Raw genomic sequence first — 18,424 nt, forward strand, 5'->3', positions numbered from 1 at the left:
TTGGTCTACACTATCCCCTCTAAAAACCCAAGTCTTATCATCAGACCATTCTTTATAATAGTAATATTCTGTCAAATTCAAACGAACTCATCATAGTCTTGCTACTCGCTAATTATTGAGCAAGATATTGTCTTCCTAATCAATATAAAAGAACCTCACACAAAAATAGGTAAAGTTGTCTTATTGATTACCTTTCTCACCGATAGATGGGTATGTATGTCTTTTACACTAGCAAGCTTATTTAGCTTACGTGTGAATCGCTCATAACCATCGAGATTGGGGCTTACCACTTCCAACAAATAATCATAAGAACCCGATACCACATGTCCGTTAATGACCTCGTCTATATTGGATAAGGCTTGTTCGAAAGCTGCAATAGAGTCTTCTTGGTGATTGTTGAGACTGACCTCCACAAAAAAACTCATCATAATGCCCGCTTTGGCTTTATTTATGTTCGCTTGATAGTTCTCTATATAACCTTCGTCCTCTAGACGTTTTAGGCGTCGTGCGCAAGGAGATGGTGACAGTCCTATGCGTTCGGACAGTTCTACCGTAGATAAGCGAGCTTCTCTCTGGAGTACTTCCAAGATATGGCGATCGATTTTGTCCATAATTTACCTTTTGGCTAATTAAATCAATAATTTTGATTTAATTAGCATTATCCACCAAATATTTGCAAAATTGCAATGAATAAATAGAGATAAAAGCGCGTATTTTAATCGATAATTGGTCTTTGTATACCAGCATAAGACATGACTATGAATACGATATTTCACCCCTCATCACGCAAAAATCCTTTGTTTATTATGGCGCCACTAACCAAAGGCTATGTGGCTATGAGCGTCGTATTATTAATTTGGTCAGGATTTGCGTTGACTGTCCGAGCGGTTGGGGCGTCGTCGTTAAGCATTGCGGATGTCATGCTCATTCGCTTTAGTGTACCGCTAGTCTTATTGACTCCTTGGATACTCTCTAGTTTGAATGAAATCAAAAGCATAAGACTGCCAGATATCATGTTTATTTTACTTGGTGGTGTGCCTTTTCTTTTGTTGGCTGCTCTTGGTGCTAGTACGGTGCCAGCAGCTTACGTTGGCACTATTTTGACAGGGACACCAGTCTTCTTTGCCGCATTATTGTCCTTTATTTTTTATCGTCAGCGAATATCATTACGGAAGTTTGCCGCATTAATCCTTATTCTTTTTGGTATCGCTACTATGATTGGCGGACGTGCACAGGCAGTACCCAATAGCCTTCTGTATGGTGTGGGGTTATTGTTGATGGCAAGCCTGATTTGGGCGGGTTATACCTTGGGATTAAAAAGCACCAAGTTGAGTCCAATAACCATCGCTATCGTGCTTTCTTATACCTCGTTCTTTCTGACATTAGTGATGGTTCTGTCTGGTATGGTAGAGACGAATATAGGGTCTGTATCTTTTGATGACGCGCTTCCATTTATCCTAGTACAAGGCCTTGGTGTAGGGGTGGTATCAACCATTGCATTTTCTTATGCTGTCAAACAACTAGGCTCCATTCGTACCTTATTACTTGGCTCTTTGTCCCCAGGACTAACTGCCATACTCGCTGCGCTGATACTCAATGAGTCTCTATCAGTTATCATGATATGCGGTATCATACTCAGTACCATTGGCGTCATCTGGTCTAATCGAGCAAAATAAATTAATTAAGGAAGTATCATGATGCTAAACAATATGCCTGTTATTAATGGTGATCCACTGTGGGCATTGTTAGGTAGGTTTCGCGCTGACCAGCGTCAACACAAAATAGATTTATTGGTTGGTGTTTATCGAGACGAGTATGGCAATACACCCGTGATGAAAACAGTGCAAGACGCAGAAATACATCTTGCTCATGAAGCTCATTCAAAGGCTTATGGCATGCTATCGGGTAATGCTAATTTTAATCAACAAATGGCAAAATTTGTACTGGGTGAGCGTCCAAGTCTAAAGAACCTATGCACGATTCAAACGGTTGGGGCATCAGGTGCGTTACGACTCATCGCTGACTTAGTCGCCATACTCTCTCCAGATTCAACTGTTTGGATCAGTAACCCTGGTTATATCAATCATCGTCCGCTGATGGAAGGTGCTGGGTTAACGGTTGATACGTATCCATGGCAAAATAAAAATGGACAATTAGATATTGATGCGTGCTTTGCCGCGCTGGAAGAAGCAAAAGAGGGAGACGTGCTGCTATTACATGCGTGCTGCCACAACCCTACCGGTATAGATCCTTCTTTAGAGCAGTGGCAACTGTTCTCTGATAAGTGTAAACAAAAAAATATCGTTCCGTTCATTGATATGGCCTATCAAGGTTTTGGAGATGATCCTGATAGCGATGCTGCAGGGCTCCGTTTAATGATCGAAGATACTGAGTTTGCATTTATCGCCGCAAGCTGTTCAAAGAATATGGGACTGTACAACGAGCGTACGGGTATTGCTACGGTGGTCACGACGAATCATGAGCGTCACGCAGATATACAGACACTCTTAGAAACCATTACACGCGCCAATTATTCCATGCCGCCCAATCATGGTGCCGCAGTTGCGTCTTATTTGCTAGACAACCCAGATGCTTGGCTAGTCGAGCTGGCAAGCTACCGTGATAGGGTAGATACTATTCGCCAAGCATTAGGCGCAGCTTTACAGGATAGGGGTGCACCTGCAGAGTTTTTGAACATCTCGCACCAAAAAGGTATGTTTTCTCTATTACCACTAACCGAAAATCAGATGCTCATATTGCAAAATGAGTTCGCGATTTACGGCATGCCAAATGGCAGAATCAATATTGCCGGTTTGAAAATGACGGAAATCCCTCAACTGGCTGACGCTATCATGTCGATTGTTTCACGTTAGAGAATAACTTTTATGGCTCAGTGAAATGGTCTTAATCATCAGTTGCAACAGTAAGAAGAGTGGGACTATTGTGATGTATTGGTATGTTGAGTGAAAAATATTCGATAAATAGGCTAGAAGCACTGAATACCAATTTTTGAGTGACTTCTAGCGACTATAGTAAATATATTTTTATATCAAGTTACTGATTAACCGCATCACGTCTAAATGTCCAAGTCTTATCATCAGAAGCGTCTTCACAATAATAATATCCCGCCAAATCAAACTGCTTTAGCTGCTCAGCACGAGTCAACTTATTATCAGCCGCATACTTGACCATTAAACCACGTGCTTTTTTGGCGTAAAAGCTAATCACTTTATATTGCCCATTTTTTTCGTCTTCAAATCGTGGGGTGATAATCTCAGCATTCAACGCTTTTTTCTTTACCGCTTTAAAGTACTCGTTTGAGGCTAGATTCACCAATACCTTGTCATCGTTATCATTCATTCGTGTATTGATAACGTTAGTCACTTCCTCACCCCAAAATTCATAAAGGTTGTCACCACGCTCGTTTTTCAGCTTGGTACCCATCTCTAAGCGATACGGCTGAATCAAATCTAACGGTTTAAGCACACCATACAGTCCTGACAGAATTCCCAAACGCTCATTGACATAAGTAGCGGTATCTTTGTCCATATCATACATATCGAGCCCAGTATAGACATCACCATCGAACAGGTAACCTGCAGGCTTGGCGGCATTATCGGAAGCCTCATTAGTGAACGGTTGCTCTTTGCTCCAGTGCCATTGTTGATTGCGTGTGGCATTAAGCTGAGCCAAATCATCAGATATATTCATCAGTTCTTGTAGGTCAACTGGCTCTTTTGATTTTAGTACTTTCATCAGTTCTTGTGAGCGTTCGATCAGCTCGGGCTGACTATAGTAGTTGCCTAGGTTTACTGGTATGGCGTCTGTTTCGTTCAGAGACTTGGCAGGGGAGAGTAAAAAATACATGGCTATTCCTTATTATAATGAGTCAATAGTCCAAATTAACTATGGAGGTATCAGAGTGTTTCTCCTCTCTATTATACGGTAGTTATAGGAGAAAATTGACTGACTCATCACTGTTTTAGGTTTTTTATATCATGCTTAGAATGTGTATAAATTTAAAGAGTTATAGCAAATATCGATAGAGTAGATTGTACAAAATGCTGCGTATTTCTGAAAAATAAAAATTCTCAATATAACAATAAAGACTGAGAGATGACACAAATCAATAAATTTTTCTTTTACTTGCGCGTCATCATTAGACAATGAAACTTGATGAATGATATCTCTATAATAAAAAGGCATGATGGAAAACTATCTATCATTTATTAAATTGATAACCTTTGGTCGCTGTAATGGATTAGTCATGATCAAAGAGTTTTGTCCCCTGTGCTTTTTAGGATGTGCGTTGAGGGTATTAAAGGTAGTCGTGAAACGTAAATATAGTCATTGGACGTAAGTAAGGAGACGGTATGAAAATCGGTGTAATCAGTGCAGATATCACGAGCGAGAGCCGTGTAGCCATAACCCCAGACGCAGTCAAAAAGTTGCGCAAACTTGGGTTTGAAGTCGTCATTCAGTCAGGTGCAGGTCAGGCAGCATATTATGCTGATGCGTTGTATCAGGCTGCAGGTGCCGACATTGCCAGTAGTCGCACCGAGGTGATTACCCAGTCTAAGATTATTACCACCGTCAATGACCTACCAGCTGAAGCCACCCAAAGCTTATCGTCTGGTCAGATCGTCATTGGCATGCTCGATCCATATCGCAACACTCAGCTTGACACTTATGCGGCCAAAGGCGCAACTGTATTTGCGATGGAATTATTGCCTCGTACTCTGTCACGCGCACAGAATATGGACGTGTTGTCATCACAAGCCAACCTTGCTGGTTATAAAGCCGTATTGCTGGCGGCCAATGAGTATTCGCGGCCTTTCCCAATGTTTATGACCTCAGCAGGCACAGTCAAACCAGCCAAGGTCGTTATCTTGGGTGTTGGTGTTGCAGGTTTGCAGGCGATTGCGACGGCGAAGCGTTTGGGTGCAGTGGTAGAAGCCAGCGACTTACGTCCGACTGCTCGCGAGCAAGTGGAATCACTTGGTGGTAAATGGCTTGATGTGCCGATGAGCGCAGAAGAGGCTGAAACAGCCAAGTCTACCGGCGGTTATGCGTGGACGCCATCAGAGCAATATGTCAAAGACCAAGCAGCTGTCGTAGATAAAGCGCTTAGCAACGCTGACATCGTTATTACTACGGCGCAGATTCCTGGTCGTAATGCCCCGCGTCTGGTACATGGCGCAACGCTTGCCAAAATGAAGGCAGGATCTGTATTGATTGATATGGCTGCAGGTACAGGTGGTAACGTCGAAGGCAGTGTGCCGAACGAAACCATCACCACAGATAATGGTGTACGTATCGTCGGTGCTGCCAATATTCCGTCACAGCTCGCAGCACAGTCTTCAGACTTGTATGCAAACAACCTTGTTAACTTTATTACGACATTGATTGCACCTGCTGGCGATGACGCTTCAGCTAACTTGGCACTTAACTTAGACATGGAAGACGAAATTCAGGGCGCACTGGCAGTGACACATGATAGTCAGGTACGACTAGCCAAACGCTAGTTTAACTATTTACTACCACATATTTTGTCACTACACACTTGCCAGTAATGAATAAATTTTTAGGAGGATTAGATGATTGCCACTATTTTAGCTGCAGCACCAGCCGGTGCAGCCATGAGTAGCACACCATTTGTAGCGATTTTCACTGTATTTGTGCTCGCTGTTTTTGTTGGATACTACGTGGTTTGGGGCGTTACGCCTGCATTGCACACGCCATTGATGGCAGTAACCAATGCTTTGTCAAGTATCGTCATCGTGGGTGCGATGCTACAGACCGTCAATATTGATGGCTCAATGTTTACGCCGACCAGTCTGCTTGGTGCCTTTGCGGTATTTTTGGCCAGTATTAATATTTTTGGTGGTTTTGCCGTGACTGAGCGTATGCTTGCCATGTTTAAACCGAAAGTAAAAAAAGCACCAGTAGCAACCACTGATGTTGGAGGTGACGCATGAATGATTTCTCAACAATGATTGCGACAAATGCAGATTGGTTCTATCTAGTCGGCGCTATCCTTTTTGTCTTAACGTTACGTGGTTTGTCTAGCCCAAAGACAGCGATTCGTGGTAACCGCTTTGGTATGGCAGCAATGGCAATTGCTGTTGTGACGACCTTCTTTCTAGCAGAAGGCCCTGTGCTTTGGTTGATCATCGGGGCGATGATTTTGGGTGCGCTTGTTGGCATGTGGAAAGCGAAAACAGTCGCCATGACTCAGATGCCAGAAACGGTTGCTTTGATGCATTCATTCGTCGGTTTGGCAGCAGTTGCGATTGCACTGGCGACGGTATTGCACACTGAACAGCAGCATGGTGCCGTTGCTCGTGTAGAGCTATTTATTGGTTGCTTCATCGGTGCGATTACTTTCTCAGCTTCAGTCTTTGCCTTTGGTAAACTGGCAGCGAAAAGCTGGGCTAAAACACTGGTCGGCGGCTGGGTAAAACCTGTCCAAGCACTATTATTCATTGCGATGATTGGTTTTGGCGGCGTGTATTTCGTCACTGATTCATTACCAGCATTTTATGCGATGGCAGTGATTGCGGTTATCTTTGGTTGGATGTGGATTGCGCCAATCGGTGGCGGTGATATGCCAGTAGTGGTATCACTATTGAACTCTTTCTCAGGTTGGGCAGCAGCAGGTATTGGTTTTACTCTTGGCAACTCGATGCTGATTATCGCAGGTTCGCTGGTCGGTTCATCAGGTGCGATTTTGTCTTATATCATGTGTAAAGCCATGAACCGCTCACTACTTAACGTCTTGTTTGGTGGTATGGGTACGTCAGCCGTGGCAGCAGGCGGAGATGATAGCGCGCCAAAGAACTACAAAGCAGGCTCAGCAGAAGATGCAGGGTTCCTTATGTCTAATGCCAGTAACGTGGTCATCGTACCAGGTTATGGAATGGCGCAGGGCCGCGCACAGAATGCAGTAAAAGAGTTGTATGAGCTATTAAAAGAAGAAGGTGTTAATGTTCGTTTTGCTATTCACCCAGTTGCGGGTCGTATGCCAGGTCACATGAACGTCCTGCTGGCTGAAGCGGATGTACCTTATGATGATATTTTAGAAATGGACGAGATCAACTCAGATTTCGCGAGTACAGATGTGGTCTTAGTTATCGGTGCAAATGATGTTGTGAATCCATCTGCGAAAGATGATCCTACCTCACCAATTTTTGGTATGCCGATTCTAGAAGTCAGCAAAGCCCAGACGGTCATGGTCATCAAACGTTCAATGAGTACCGGTTATGCAGGTCTTGATAACAGTTTGTTCTACATGGACAAAACCATGATGATCTTTGGTGATGCCAAGAAAATGGTCGAAGAGATGGTACGTACTATCAATGGCGGCGGTCATTAATCTCTAAGCTATGTTTTTAGTTATTATTATTTACAGATAAGTTTTTAGATAAAGAAAGTCACTGAGGTGGCTTTTTTTGCGTTAAAGTGGGCAGCACTTATGAACCGACTATAGACTGAGATTGTTTCCAATTACATCCAGTTTTTAATGAGTACAATATTAACAGTGCCTTATATACTTAATATACGGTTTGCACCTGATTAGCTTGTTAGACAATTTGAACTGCTATCAACGATAGACAACCACCAATTATAAATACGATGAAATAAGAGAAAGATTTATGAACATGCTACTGCGTTTTTTTATTATGGTCAGCTTACTTAAACAACAGCTCAAGCATCAATCGACGAGCGAAACTATCAGTCTAGAGACATTGACTGCACCGACCGTTCGTCATTATCGAATTTTGCCACATGATATGGGATTTCGCGATCACTTGCCCAATTATCGTTATCTATCATTTATTGAGCTAAACGTGACACGCTGGGTAAAGGCGTGCTGCCACCAAAAAGGCATTAAGCAGTTGAATTGGGTGATTGCCATGCAGGAGATGATCTATCTTAAGCAAATTAAGTTTTTGGATAAAATGACATTGAGTAGTGCGGTCGCAGGATGGGATCATAAATACGTCTATTTTGAGCATCGATTTTTTGTAAAAAATCAGTTGATGGGCGTTGGTATGACCAAGTTTGTCTTTACAGATAATAAAGGTATGCGCACACCAGAAGTATTAGACATGATGGGCGAGCAGTTAACAGACACCATTAACACATGGAATGAGCATCAAGTCGCTGTAAAATCGACTAAATCAGCCTAAGCCATATCGCAAAACAGTATGGAAAAGCAGCATCGTAAAACAACTTGGCTATAATCACTTGCTGAATTTTGGTAGGATAGAGCCCATAAGTCGTCAATATTAGGACGATAGCCTCTAAAACGATAGCATCGTTTTTAAAGTGACGATTCTCAACACTACTAAAAATAAGGTACCGTTATGACACCACAAAAATTAAAATGGACAGACAGCTTAGATATCGCGATTGAGCTTTATGAGAAATTCCCTGAAACAGATCCACAGTACATTCGCTTTACTGATTTGCATCGCTGGGTCACTGAGCTTGAAGGCTTTGATGATGATCCACAACGCTCAAACGAAGGCATCTTAGAAGCCATTCAAATGAACTGGATTGATGAAGCAGATTAATTGCTTAGGTCTACCAGTATTAACATAGATAGAAAATAAATAAACAGATAGAAAAGGCCGCATCATGACATCACAAATTAAAGAGCTACCAGAAGCGATAGCTTGTAGCGGTATCAGCATTCGTACCACCAACAACGCTGAGATCAGCCATGACACTGCCAAGCTCGGCAGATTATGGCAAAAATTTTACCAAAATTATGCGGGTGAACTCCCTGAAGGTGAAGACATTTATGGTGTCTATCACAACTATGAAAGTGATGATCTAGCAGGGGCGTTTGATGTTGTAGCCAGTTGGAAAACAGCTAGCGAGCAAGACGCTCAGTCAGGTAGCGACAGTGTGGCCAATGCTAGTAAACTAGTAACGGTTGAGATTCCTGCAGGAAAGTATCTGGTATTTTCTCAAGAAGGACACATGCCAAATACTGTAATGAATGCATGGGAAAGTGCTTGGGAGTATTTTAATGCACCAGATTGCGAGTATACCCGCACTTTTAAGGTAGATTTTGAGCATTATATCGATGGTAATCTAGAATACGGTCAAGTCGATGTTTATATTGGTATTGAGTAAGATGAATTAACGATATAGATTCAACGGTTCTTTATAACTTAGTTCTGGGGTCATCTGATGGATCAAGGATCTACAAAGGAGGATTGGCCCACTTGTAGTAGGGTTGTGCATATAGCTGGTGGTATCTTAGCTACAAATGAAATTCAAACTGATATAGTTAGATTATGGCCTCTAACTACTACTGGGAAAGTATGCCAAATCAAAATTAATACCTTTGGTGCGTTATATAGTTCATTAGACAAATTAAATTTAAATACTACTGGTGTTGAATTTATAACTCATCAAATGGAGCTTACTGGTCAGGCACCAACACAGTTTAGAGGATTTATAAAACAGAAGTCCATTTGGCCCAACTGGGATGCAACAGTTTTGTGGGGTGGATTGACTCTATCAGCTTTTCATCATAAAGATGGTTTGGCATATGACTTATCAAATCGGATAAAGTTTCAGTTGCATACTATCAATGACAGAATAAAAAATCTCTCATTAGCTTACCATCAGCAATTAAATGCAAGAAACTTAGGTAAAAATTTCAAGAAAGACCAACGCTTTCAGGACGGTTATACGGACTTAGTTTATCAGGAGTTTCACGCTTTTCTATTTGATGCTGGCATAATGAGAGACTACTTATGTGAGTATATTTTTAATTTCGAAAATGATGGAGACTTAAAAAAGGTAATTAAACAATCTTTAAATAATCTTAAATTAGAGGTTACTACTGCAAGCGGGTTACTTAAAGGTCTTAAAAAAGTAGAAAACTTATCCAATTTTGCGTGCAGTCTTAAAGATATAATGAGTAAAGAGGGTTGGTTATATGAACTAGGACAGTATAGAGACTTAGTTATGCATTCAGCTCCAATTAATTTAGCTAACTCTCAGTTGTATGCAATACAAGAAATTATAGAATTGCCTGAAGGGCAAGAGATAATGTCTGTTCGATTTCCTCTTCCGGCTAATCCTTCAGAGTTATATAGTGAACGTAGCAAAAGAACTAGCTTTGATAAATATATTAACCAGTTTAAAGAGCTATCTAGGTTGTCTTTAGAAAGTAGAGGAAAGTATGATTGTCTAGAGTATGCTCATAAGATATTTGGTTTAATTTCTAATTTATCTTTAAAGGTTGCGAAAGAAGCACCCTATAAACCTATGGAACAGACTTATACTTTAACTAAAGCAGGTACTATCTCATCAGTATCTTATATAGAAGATTAGTAATTTACATATAGAGCATAATTTTTGAATAAAAAAATAATGACAGAAAAAGAGCCAACCCAAATCAGCTAGCATCTTTTTCTTTGAGCAGATACAATCAGTCTAGCAGTAAACTTTCCAATATCCCTTCGTAAATCTGTGCCAACCTTCCTAAATCATCGACTTCTACTTTTTCATCTACTTGATGAATCGTTGCATTACGCACACCCAACTCGACGACTTGCGCGCCTGTTGGTGCAATAAAGCGTCCATCGGAAGTACCACCAGAAGTTGATAGCGTTGTATCGATGTCGGTCACTTTTTTGATGGCATTTTGACATGCTGAAACCAGTTTTCCTTCAGGAGTCAAAAACGGCTGACCAGATAGTTTCCAATGAATATCGTAGCTCGCTTTGCTATTGACAAAGTGCTTATCAAAAATAGCATGCGTTTTTGTTTTTAGTTCATCCTCAGTGGTTTCAGTTGAAAAACGGAAGTTAAAGACAACGTTTAAGGTTTCAGGAATAACGTTGGTTGCGCCAGTGCCACCGTTGATATTTGATATTTGCAATGACGTGGCTGGGAAGTAGTCATTACCATTGTCCCATGCAGTCGAAGTCAGTTCAGCTAGGGCAGACATGGCTGCATGAATTGGATTAGATGCCAGATGCGGATAGGCAACATGACCTTGTTTTCCAGTAACGGTAAGCTCAGCACCGAGTGAGCCACGGCGACCATTTTTGATGATATCACCTAACGTATCGGTACTTGATGGTTCGCCAACGAGACAATAGGTGATTTTTTCTTGACGCGCTTCTAAAGTCTCGATCACTTTGACCGTACCATTAATTGACGGTCCTTCTTCATCTGAGGTGATCAAAAAAGCAATAGAGCCATTGTGCTCAGGATGGTTGGCGACAAAACGTTCGGCTGCGATAGTAAAAGCGGCAATGCCCGTTTTCATATCGGCGGCACCGCGCGCCCATAAATACCCATCAGCGATAGTTGGTGTAAAGGGAGGATAGGTCCAGTTTTTTTCGTCCCCTGTTGGTACGACATCAGTATGACCAGCAAAACAAATGACAGGATTAGTGGTACCACGACGTGCCCACAAGTTTTTTACTTCGGCGTGTTCACCGCTTTGGTTTCTATCACCAAAATACATAAACTCACAGTCAAACCCTGCGTTACCTAAGCGCTCTGACAAGATATCTTGGCACCCATCATCGTCTGGTGTCACTGAAGGGCGCTCCAACAGTGCAATACTTAACTCTAAGGTTTCTTGCTGATGAGTTGTCTGTTGAGATGCGCTTGATTGGTTATGAGAGTCAGACATGAATAAGCCTTTTGTATAATAAATTAAAATGGTAAATATAAATGAATAGTAGAAGATAAATGCTAAATGGCTATTTCGACAAAGGGTACAAGACCATCACGGCGCATCCAAGTGGCGATAGAGTAGCGTTGGCGATGTGCAGTTTGTACTTGATGACGTAAGTCGCTGTCAAAAATAATCATTCTATTGGCAACTGGCATGACTTCATGATGAGTACCATGCTTATCAACGACCTCTAGCGCACCGCCATCGGTTGCTTCCCAGTCATCATTAAGATAAAAAACTGCTGAGATAACACGCTCATCACGTCCAGCAGGATTGTCACTGTGCCACTGATAACCAAACCCAGTCGGATAGCACGCATAATGTGCTTCACTATGGCGAATACCAGCGAACAAACTACGATTAAATAGTGAGGCCAAAGTATTGATGCTCTGTAGATAAAAATAACCAGCAAAGAAGTTTTCAGTAATCCAGCGTATTCTATCACCGCGAATATCACTGATGCGAACACCAGCGGTTAGCGCTGCATCACGATAGTCAATAAAACCACTCTCTGCTTGCAGTGCTAATAATGCCGTACTATTGAATACATCATCAATGATGAGCCAACCGTCAGTGACAAAGGTATCGAGCTGTTTATCTGTCAGCTTATCTTCCCAATTCACCGCAAAGTCAGACATCTGCAATACGTGCTGAGTAGGCGCTTTTTGATTAACATCGTCAGCGTTTGGCAATAGTAGTGGTGGATTATCCTGACCTATCGGATGATCAACGACCAACGCTGTTTTGTTAAGATTGCTAATAATCTGCGTCATTTTATCTCATTATTCTCAGTCAGCTGTCAATATACCGTCATTCAATGCGCTTTTATTGAAAGCACTTACTAAAACCACATTATCTTTTACTCTGCCTATGCTACCATAGATGCAATTTTTCTTATTTAAACTTTTGAGATTATGAACTATAAACACGCCTACCACGCTGGTAACTTTGCTGATGTGGTCAAACACATTTTATTGGTACAACTGCTCAATCAATTGGGGCAAAAAAACAAACCTTTTTATGTGCTTGACGCTTATGGCGGCCGTGGACTGTATTCACTAAGCAGTGAAGAAGCGCGCAAAACAGGTGAGGCCAAAGGTGGTATTCAAGCTATTCTAAAAGCAGATACCGAAAAGGCTCCAGCTGCTATCAAAGACTATATGGAAGGTATCAAGCAAGCCAAATTCACCTATGACAGTAAAGTCTATCCTGGTTCGCCTTGGTGGATTGCTCATCATATTGAAAAGAATCCAGATGCTGGCGTTCGCGGTGAAGCTTTTGAAGCAAAAGCTAGCGAATATGATGCCTTGAACTATCAGCTACATAAATTACCAATTGGTATTCATCATCGTGATGCCTTTGAAGGTATTACCGCTGTTATTCCACCAAAAGAAAAACGTGGTCTGATTCTGTTAGACCCTCCTTTTGAGCAAGAGCACAAAGATTTTACGCGTCTTATTGATTTGCTAGTGGCGTCTTACAACAAATGGCCACAAGGTACTTATGCGCTTTGGTTCCCTATCAAAAACATCGAAGCTGTTGAGCTGTTTTATAAAAAGCTGAAACGTACTGAGATGAGACGTCAATTAGTTTGTGAGTTAAACATCTATCCTAACGATATTGCAGTAGGTCTGAACGGTACTGGTATGTTAATTATCAATCCGCCATGGCAGTTCGATAACCATGCGCGTGAGATATTACGTTTCTTGCAGCCAATACTAAAAGTTGATGATGCACCAGACTTGACGCCTGATAGTGCGACCAACGTACGCTGGCTCGTCGGCGAATAGCAATAACGGCCAACAAGGATATTAAGATGACGACTCAGCCACCTATCGGCCAACCGAATAATGCGCCTTTGAACAATGAATCTTTAAATGACGGCTCATTGCAGGACAATGCAGCGACTCAGCCGCCGTTTGTTGATGAGCATGAGTTTAATATCCGCCTAGCGGATAACGATAGTTACGATGGTTTGACATTTGAGGTGATTGAAGCTGAAGTAGCCGAAGGTAAGCGAGTAGTTAGTCGCGGTGTTTATTTAGCACCTAATTTGATTACAACCTTATCACTACTGTCAGGTTTTTACTCGATTTTAGCGAGTACCCAAGGCGAGTTTTATAAAGCAGCTTTGGCTATCTTTTTATCTGGTATTCTTGATGGCGCAGATGGTCGTGTCGCGCGGATGCTCAATGCGCAAAGTCCATTCGGTGAGCAATATGATTCCTTAGCAGATATGCTAGCGTTTGGTGTTGCACCTGCTATTTTGATTTATAGTTTTGCATTAGAGCCGTTGGGTCGTATCGGTATTGGCTGTGCGTTTGTCTTTACTGCTTGTGCCGCTTTTCGTCTTGCACGTTTTAACGTTCAGGTTGGCATCGTTGATAAAAAGTACTTTGTTGGTTTAGCCAGTCCACTTGCTGCTATATTGGTGACATCTGCTGTCATGGTTGCAGTCGATCATAACGAATGGATTGGTCAATACGATACAGCTGTCATGCTATTGTTTGCAGCTTGGGTTGTGACTTGCGGTCTATTAATGGTCAGCAATGTCAAATACTATAGCTTCAAAGAGTTTGACAAAAAGAAAGTACCTTTTGTGGTGCTTATCATTGGAGTGCTGGTCATGAGCATCGTGCTTTATGACATTCCTGTTGGTATTCTAGCTATTGGTATTATTTATGCGTTGTCGGGCATATTCACGACATTGAAAGCTAAAGCCTGGCGTTAATATGAGTGAAACACTCTGCTGTATTCTAAATAACAGTTAGAAAGCTAAGATAAAGCCATAAAAAAACCGCTTATTTTTTAATAAGCGGTTTTTTTATGGCTTTTATTTCGTGCAGGTAAATATTATTCATGAGTATAGCCTTACAGGCTATGCATGAATATATTTTGATCTCATATTAGTGGTTTACATCTTATTTACCGTTTATCCGTAATATAATATTTATTCTTTACAAATTACGAATACTTTTGTTACATTAAAAACATAACGAATACCAAATATATACATTTATTATTTATTCAAATTATGGAGGTTTGTCCTTGTCCTAAAAAGTCGAGATTTCTAGGTAACAGCTTAAAAATGGTTTCATGTAATTTTAGAAAAATAATTCTTCCTCTACTCATTTGCTACAACAAAAAACAAATTTTTTTGTACGACAATATAGTCAAACATCTTACTAGCAATACTAAATACATTTAGGATACTCTCATGTTAAATCATGTTTACCGCGTTGTTTTTAATCGTTCTACAGGTTGCTATACAGCCGTTAGTGAAATCAGCAAGTCGGGTGGAAAGTCTAGCAACACAACATCAGATCAAGTTGGTAATGTGTCAGCTAGCAAGCCAAGCGCATCGTTACGTCGCCATACCATTGCTATTGCAATTGGCTCAGCGCTAGGGTTGACAGCGATAAACGCTCAGGCAGATGTATGTTGGACAGATGGGTCTATAACAGGAGGGAGTATCTCCCCATCATCGGAATCCATAGCTTGTGGATTTTCAAACGATGCATCAGGCTTCCGTAGTACTGCAATAGGTTATGACAACACAGCTTCAAATACTTATAGCTCAGCTGTAGGTACTATAAATATCTCTTCTGGTGAAGGTAGTTCAGCGATAGGTTCTTACAATAGCGCATTAGGGAATGCTAGTTCAGCTATAGGTTCAGAAAATTACGTCGAGGGTTTTAGAAGCTCAGCCTTTGGTAACGAAAATAGAATAACAGAAGGTTTTGGATTGGCGGCAGGTCGCCTTAATCAGGTTGAAGGCTATGTTGGTACGGCCGTAGGCTATAGTAATAAAGCAATTGGTGGAGCTAGCTCTGCAATAGGTAACGAAAATACAGCTTCCGGAGTTCGTAGTTTGGCAATAGGTAGCGACAACTCAACCGCTGAGGAGCGTAGTACTGCAGTCGGTAGTCTAAACGTAGCTTCTAAGTTGCGTAGTTCAGCGCTAGGTTCTAATAATACCGCTTCGGGAGAACGTAGCTCAGCAGTGGGGTATGGTAATACTGCATCAAGTAATAATAGCTCAGCATTGGGTTTTACTAACATCGCATCAGGTATTGCAAGCGCTGCGGTTGGTCATACCAATGAAGCAAGTGGCGAACGTAGTTCAGCACTGGGTTACGATAATACTGTTTCAGGAGATGATAGCTCAGCGATCGGCGCTTATAACGAAGCATCAGCTCAGAATAGTAATGCTATGGGAAGTTATAACGCTGCCCAAGCTGAAGCTAGTTTAGCAATAGGTAGCTATAACACGGCTTCAGGCTTCGCTAGCTCATCAATAGGGGTCGGTAACAATACTTTAGGCATTGCTAGCTCATCAGTAGGTGTCGGTAATGAAGCTTCAGGTAACGTTAGCTCCGCACTAGGTGGTTTTAGTAGAGCGACGGCTAGCGGATCTACTGCCATCGGTAGTGGCGTTGAGTTTGTAGTGGTTGCTGTCGAGGGGGCTATTGAACAAGCGGACTTTACTGCGGCTGTTACCCCTGTTCAAACTGGTGATGATGGTCGACGTTTTAAAGATGATGGTAATGGTGGTCAGATCTTTGAGTTTGCGGACAGTGACTATGAAGCTCTAGGTAATAGCGCAACAGCAAGCGGCATCCGAGCAACCGCTATCGGTAATACATCAGTGGCGAGTGGTCGTGACAGCGTAGCGATGGGTACGGAATCAACGGCTAATATTCGTAACAGTATTGCTCTAGGCAGTCAGAGCACGACAACAGTAGATGCAGGCGTACAGGGATTTGGTGCTGATGCTAGAACCGATGCCACATGGCAATCGACCTTAGCCGCAGTCAGTGTTGGTGACACTAGCGATGCTGATCATGCCAACTGGCAGACTCGTCAAATCACAGGGGTAGCCGCAGGGACAGCGGATACTGATGCAGTGAACATTGCTCAGTTAAAAAGATTAGAAACAACAGGTGTTTCTTATTTCGGTGATGTAGCAACCGCTTTAGGTGGGGATGCACAGTTCAGTAATACAGGCGTATTCCAAGTACCTACATATAAAATAAGCAATGCGAACTACAGTAACGTGGGTGATGCATTTACTGCAGTTGATGGCAAGTTGACAGATTTGCAAACACAGATAAATACGATTGAACTAACACCTGGACCTAAAGGCGAACAAGGTGATACAGGAGCAATTGGTCCACAAGGTCCAGCAGGATCTGATGGCATCAATGGTCAAGATGGTGCGCAAGGTCCTCAGGGTGAACAAGGCATAGCAGGTCAAAACGGTGTTGATGGTTTGAATGGTACTGATGGCACTAACGGTAAAGATGGTGTTGATGGTTTACAGGGTCCAATCGGTCCGCAAGGTCCAGCAGGATCTGACGGTATCAATGGTCAAGATGGCGCGCAAGGTCCTCAGGGCGAACAAGGTCTAGCAGGTCAAAACGGTGTTGATGGTTTGAATGGTGCTGATGGCACTAACGGTAAAGATGGTGTTGATGGTTTACAGGGTCCAATCGGTCCGCAAGGTCCAGCAGGATCTGACGGCATCAATGGTCAAGATGGCGCGCAAGGTCCTCAGGGTGAACCAGGCCCGGCAGGCCAGAATGGTGTCAATGGTGCTAAAGGCGATAAAGGCGACTCAGGTATTAGCGAAGAAGCAAAAATTGAATTAGAAAGTAAAATTGAAGACAGCCAAGCTCGCTTCTTTAGCGTTAATGGCTCTAGCGAAAGTGAAAATGCAGGTAATTACAGTGGTACTGGCGCTACTGCTGATGGTGCAATAGCAATTGGGGTTAATGCTCAATCTAAAGGTAAGGACAGCGTCGCTATAGGCACTAACAATACGGTGACTGGTGATCAATCTACCAGCGTGGGTAATGGCAACATCGTTTCAGGTGAACGCTCAGGTGCGTTTGGAGACCCGAATACTATCGGTGGCAGCGCTAATTATGCAGTTGGCAACGACAACATTATCGGTGATACTACTAGTAATTCAGTAGTGTTAGGTAGTAATGCGACAGTTGGTGCTACAGCGGCTACAGTTGATGCTAATAGTGCACCAACCTTTGCCAACGACACGAATGCCTCAAACTCTGTTGCTATCGGTGAGTCGGTGAACGTCCAAGCAGCTAACGCAGTATCTATTGGCGCTAATAGCAGTGTGACTCATAGCAATGCGGTAGCATTAGGAGCAAACTCACAATCAACAGCAGATAATACCGTATCGGTAGGCAGTGCAAATAACCAGCGCAGAATTACCAATGTTGCCGCTGGTATCAATTCAACTGATGCAGTTAACGTTTCTCAGCTTAACCAAAATCGTGCTGAAGCCTTTGGTTATACAGATAGAAGAATAAACGATTTAGAAGGTGAGACTCACTCAGCAGTAGCGGGTGCGCTTGCTTTCGGTGCTCTACGTTATCCCAACACGCCAGGTAAAGTCAGTGTTGGTCTGGGCGGTGGTACATGGGAAGGTGAGACAGGGTACGCGTTTGGTGTCGGTTACACCACCTCCGACGGACAGTTTTCTGTCAGTAGCGCTTTTGGTGGTAGTGGCAGCCAAAATGGAGGCAATGTTGGTGTAAGCTATACTTTTGACTAATATATATTTTCTAAGAAATAAGGAAGTACTTGAGCCTACTATTAAAGACAATAGTAGGCTCAATCAATTCCGTTTATGAAGTTAAGATGTTTTTGAAAACTATTCTTGTTTTCTATCTAAAAGTC

At 42.3% G+C, this 18,424-nt stretch carries 16 protein-coding genes; 12 read left to right on the forward strand and 4 right to left on the reverse strand.

All coding sequences use genetic code 11. The annotated features are described in order from the left end of the window. Positions 1–155 precede the first annotated feature (155 nt). Entirely contained in the window at positions 156–611 is a 456-nt protein-coding gene (locus ACT3QQ_RS11890) for an Lrp/AsnC family transcriptional regulator (protein WP_444528186.1), read from the reverse strand. A 147-nt stretch (positions 612–758) separates the two neighbouring features. Between ACT3QQ_RS11890 and ACT3QQ_RS11895 the strand changes: the two genes are divergently transcribed. Continuing rightward, positions 759–1,676 (forward strand): DMT family transporter, encoded by a 918-nt coding sequence (locus ACT3QQ_RS11895; protein ID WP_444528187.1) that lies wholly within the window; start codon positions 759–761, stop codon positions 1,674–1,676. 18 nt (positions 1,677–1,694) lie between these two features. Next, entirely contained in the window at positions 1,695–2,873 is a 1,179-nt protein-coding gene (locus tag ACT3QQ_RS11900) for an aromatic amino acid transaminase (RefSeq protein ID WP_444528188.1), read from the forward strand. 181 nt (positions 2,874–3,054) lie between these two features. On the opposite strand, the gene yaaA is transcribed toward ACT3QQ_RS11900, so the two are convergent. Next, positions 3,055–3,867: a peroxide stress protein YaaA gene (gene yaaA, locus ACT3QQ_RS11905; RefSeq protein ID WP_444528189.1), complete on the reverse strand. Its 813-nt coding sequence runs from the start codon at positions 3,865–3,867 to the stop codon at positions 3,055–3,057. A 506-nt stretch (positions 3,868–4,373) separates the two neighbouring features. Between yaaA and ACT3QQ_RS11910 the strand changes: the two genes are divergently transcribed. From ACT3QQ_RS11910 to ACT3QQ_RS11940, 7 genes are all read left to right on the forward strand, one after another. Next, a complete protein-coding gene (locus ACT3QQ_RS11910) occupies positions 4,374–5,525 on the forward strand; it encodes a Re/Si-specific NAD(P)(+) transhydrogenase subunit alpha (protein WP_444528190.1) in 1,152 nt (383 codons plus the stop codon). Between the two features lie 72 nt (positions 5,526–5,597). After that, complete coding sequence (locus tag ACT3QQ_RS11915) at positions 5,598–5,978, forward strand: proton-translocating transhydrogenase family protein (RefSeq protein WP_444521746.1); 381 nt, start codon at positions 5,598–5,600, stop codon at positions 5,976–5,978. Further along, positions 5,975–7,375 carry an NAD(P)(+) transhydrogenase (Re/Si-specific) subunit beta gene (locus tag ACT3QQ_RS11920; RefSeq protein ID WP_444528191.1) on the forward strand — a complete coding sequence of 467 codons (1,401 nt, stop codon included), beginning with the start codon at positions 5,975–5,977 and terminating at the stop codon, positions 7,373–7,375. The genes ACT3QQ_RS11915 and ACT3QQ_RS11920 overlap by 4 nt, the downstream gene beginning before the upstream one ends. A 280-nt stretch (positions 7,376–7,655) precedes the next feature. Further along, positions 7,656–8,192 carry an acyl-CoA thioesterase gene (locus ACT3QQ_RS11925; protein ID WP_444528192.1) on the forward strand — a complete coding sequence of 179 codons (537 nt, stop codon included), beginning with the start codon at positions 7,656–7,658 and terminating at the stop codon, positions 8,190–8,192. A 177-nt stretch (positions 8,193–8,369) separates the two neighbouring features. After that, positions 8,370–8,579 carry a Fe-S cluster assembly protein IscX gene (gene iscX, locus ACT3QQ_RS11930; RefSeq protein WP_011279849.1) on the forward strand — a complete coding sequence of 70 codons (210 nt, stop codon included), beginning with the start codon at positions 8,370–8,372 and terminating at the stop codon, positions 8,577–8,579. Positions 8,580–8,643: 64 nt separating this feature from the next. Continuing rightward, entirely contained in the window at positions 8,644–9,147 is a 504-nt protein-coding gene (locus tag ACT3QQ_RS11935) for a GyrI-like domain-containing protein (RefSeq protein WP_444528193.1), read from the forward strand. 57 nt (positions 9,148–9,204) lie between these two features. Further along, positions 9,205–10,359 carry a hypothetical protein gene (locus ACT3QQ_RS11940; RefSeq protein ID WP_444528194.1) on the forward strand — a complete coding sequence of 385 codons (1,155 nt, stop codon included), beginning with the start codon at positions 9,205–9,207 and terminating at the stop codon, positions 10,357–10,359. A 97-nt stretch (positions 10,360–10,456) separates the two neighbouring features. Here ACT3QQ_RS11940 and dapE read toward each other — a convergent pair whose 3' ends face one another. Both dapE and ACT3QQ_RS11950 read right to left on the reverse strand, forming a co-directional pair. Further along, a complete protein-coding gene (dapE, locus tag ACT3QQ_RS11945) occupies positions 10,457–11,674 on the reverse strand; it encodes a succinyl-diaminopimelate desuccinylase (protein ID WP_444528195.1) in 1,218 nt (405 codons plus the stop codon). A gap of 62 nt (positions 11,675–11,736) precedes the next feature. Then, positions 11,737–12,492 carry a 2OG-Fe(II) oxygenase gene (locus ACT3QQ_RS11950; protein WP_444528196.1) on the reverse strand — a complete coding sequence of 252 codons (756 nt, stop codon included), beginning with the start codon at positions 12,490–12,492 and terminating at the stop codon, positions 11,737–11,739. A gap of 141 nt (positions 12,493–12,633) precedes the next feature. Here ACT3QQ_RS11950 and ACT3QQ_RS11955 point away from each other — a divergent pair, with 141 nt between their 5' ends. From ACT3QQ_RS11955 to ACT3QQ_RS11965, 3 genes are all read left to right on the forward strand, one after another. Then, the gene (locus ACT3QQ_RS11955) at positions 12,634–13,509 is read left to right on the forward strand and encodes a 23S rRNA (adenine(2030)-N(6))-methyltransferase RlmJ (RefSeq protein ID WP_444528197.1); all 876 of its coding nucleotides are present in this window, start codon (positions 12,634–12,636) and stop codon (positions 13,507–13,509) included. Positions 13,510–13,535: 26 nt separating this feature from the next. Further along, complete coding sequence (gene pssA, locus ACT3QQ_RS11960; protein ID WP_444522787.1) at positions 13,536–14,450, forward strand: CDP-diacylglycerol--serine O-phosphatidyltransferase; 915 nt, start codon at positions 13,536–13,538, stop codon at positions 14,448–14,450. Between the two features lie 486 nt (positions 14,451–14,936). Continuing rightward, on the forward strand, positions 14,937–18,299 hold the full coding sequence (locus ACT3QQ_RS11965) for an ESPR-type extended signal peptide-containing protein (RefSeq protein WP_444528198.1): 3,363 nt from the start codon (positions 14,937–14,939) through the stop codon (positions 18,297–18,299). Positions 18,300–18,424 lie beyond the last annotated feature (125 nt).

Source organism: Psychrobacter sp. AOP7-A1-24 (assembly GCF_052376235.1).
Classification (GTDB): Bacteria; Pseudomonadota; Gammaproteobacteria; order Pseudomonadales; family Moraxellaceae; genus Psychrobacter.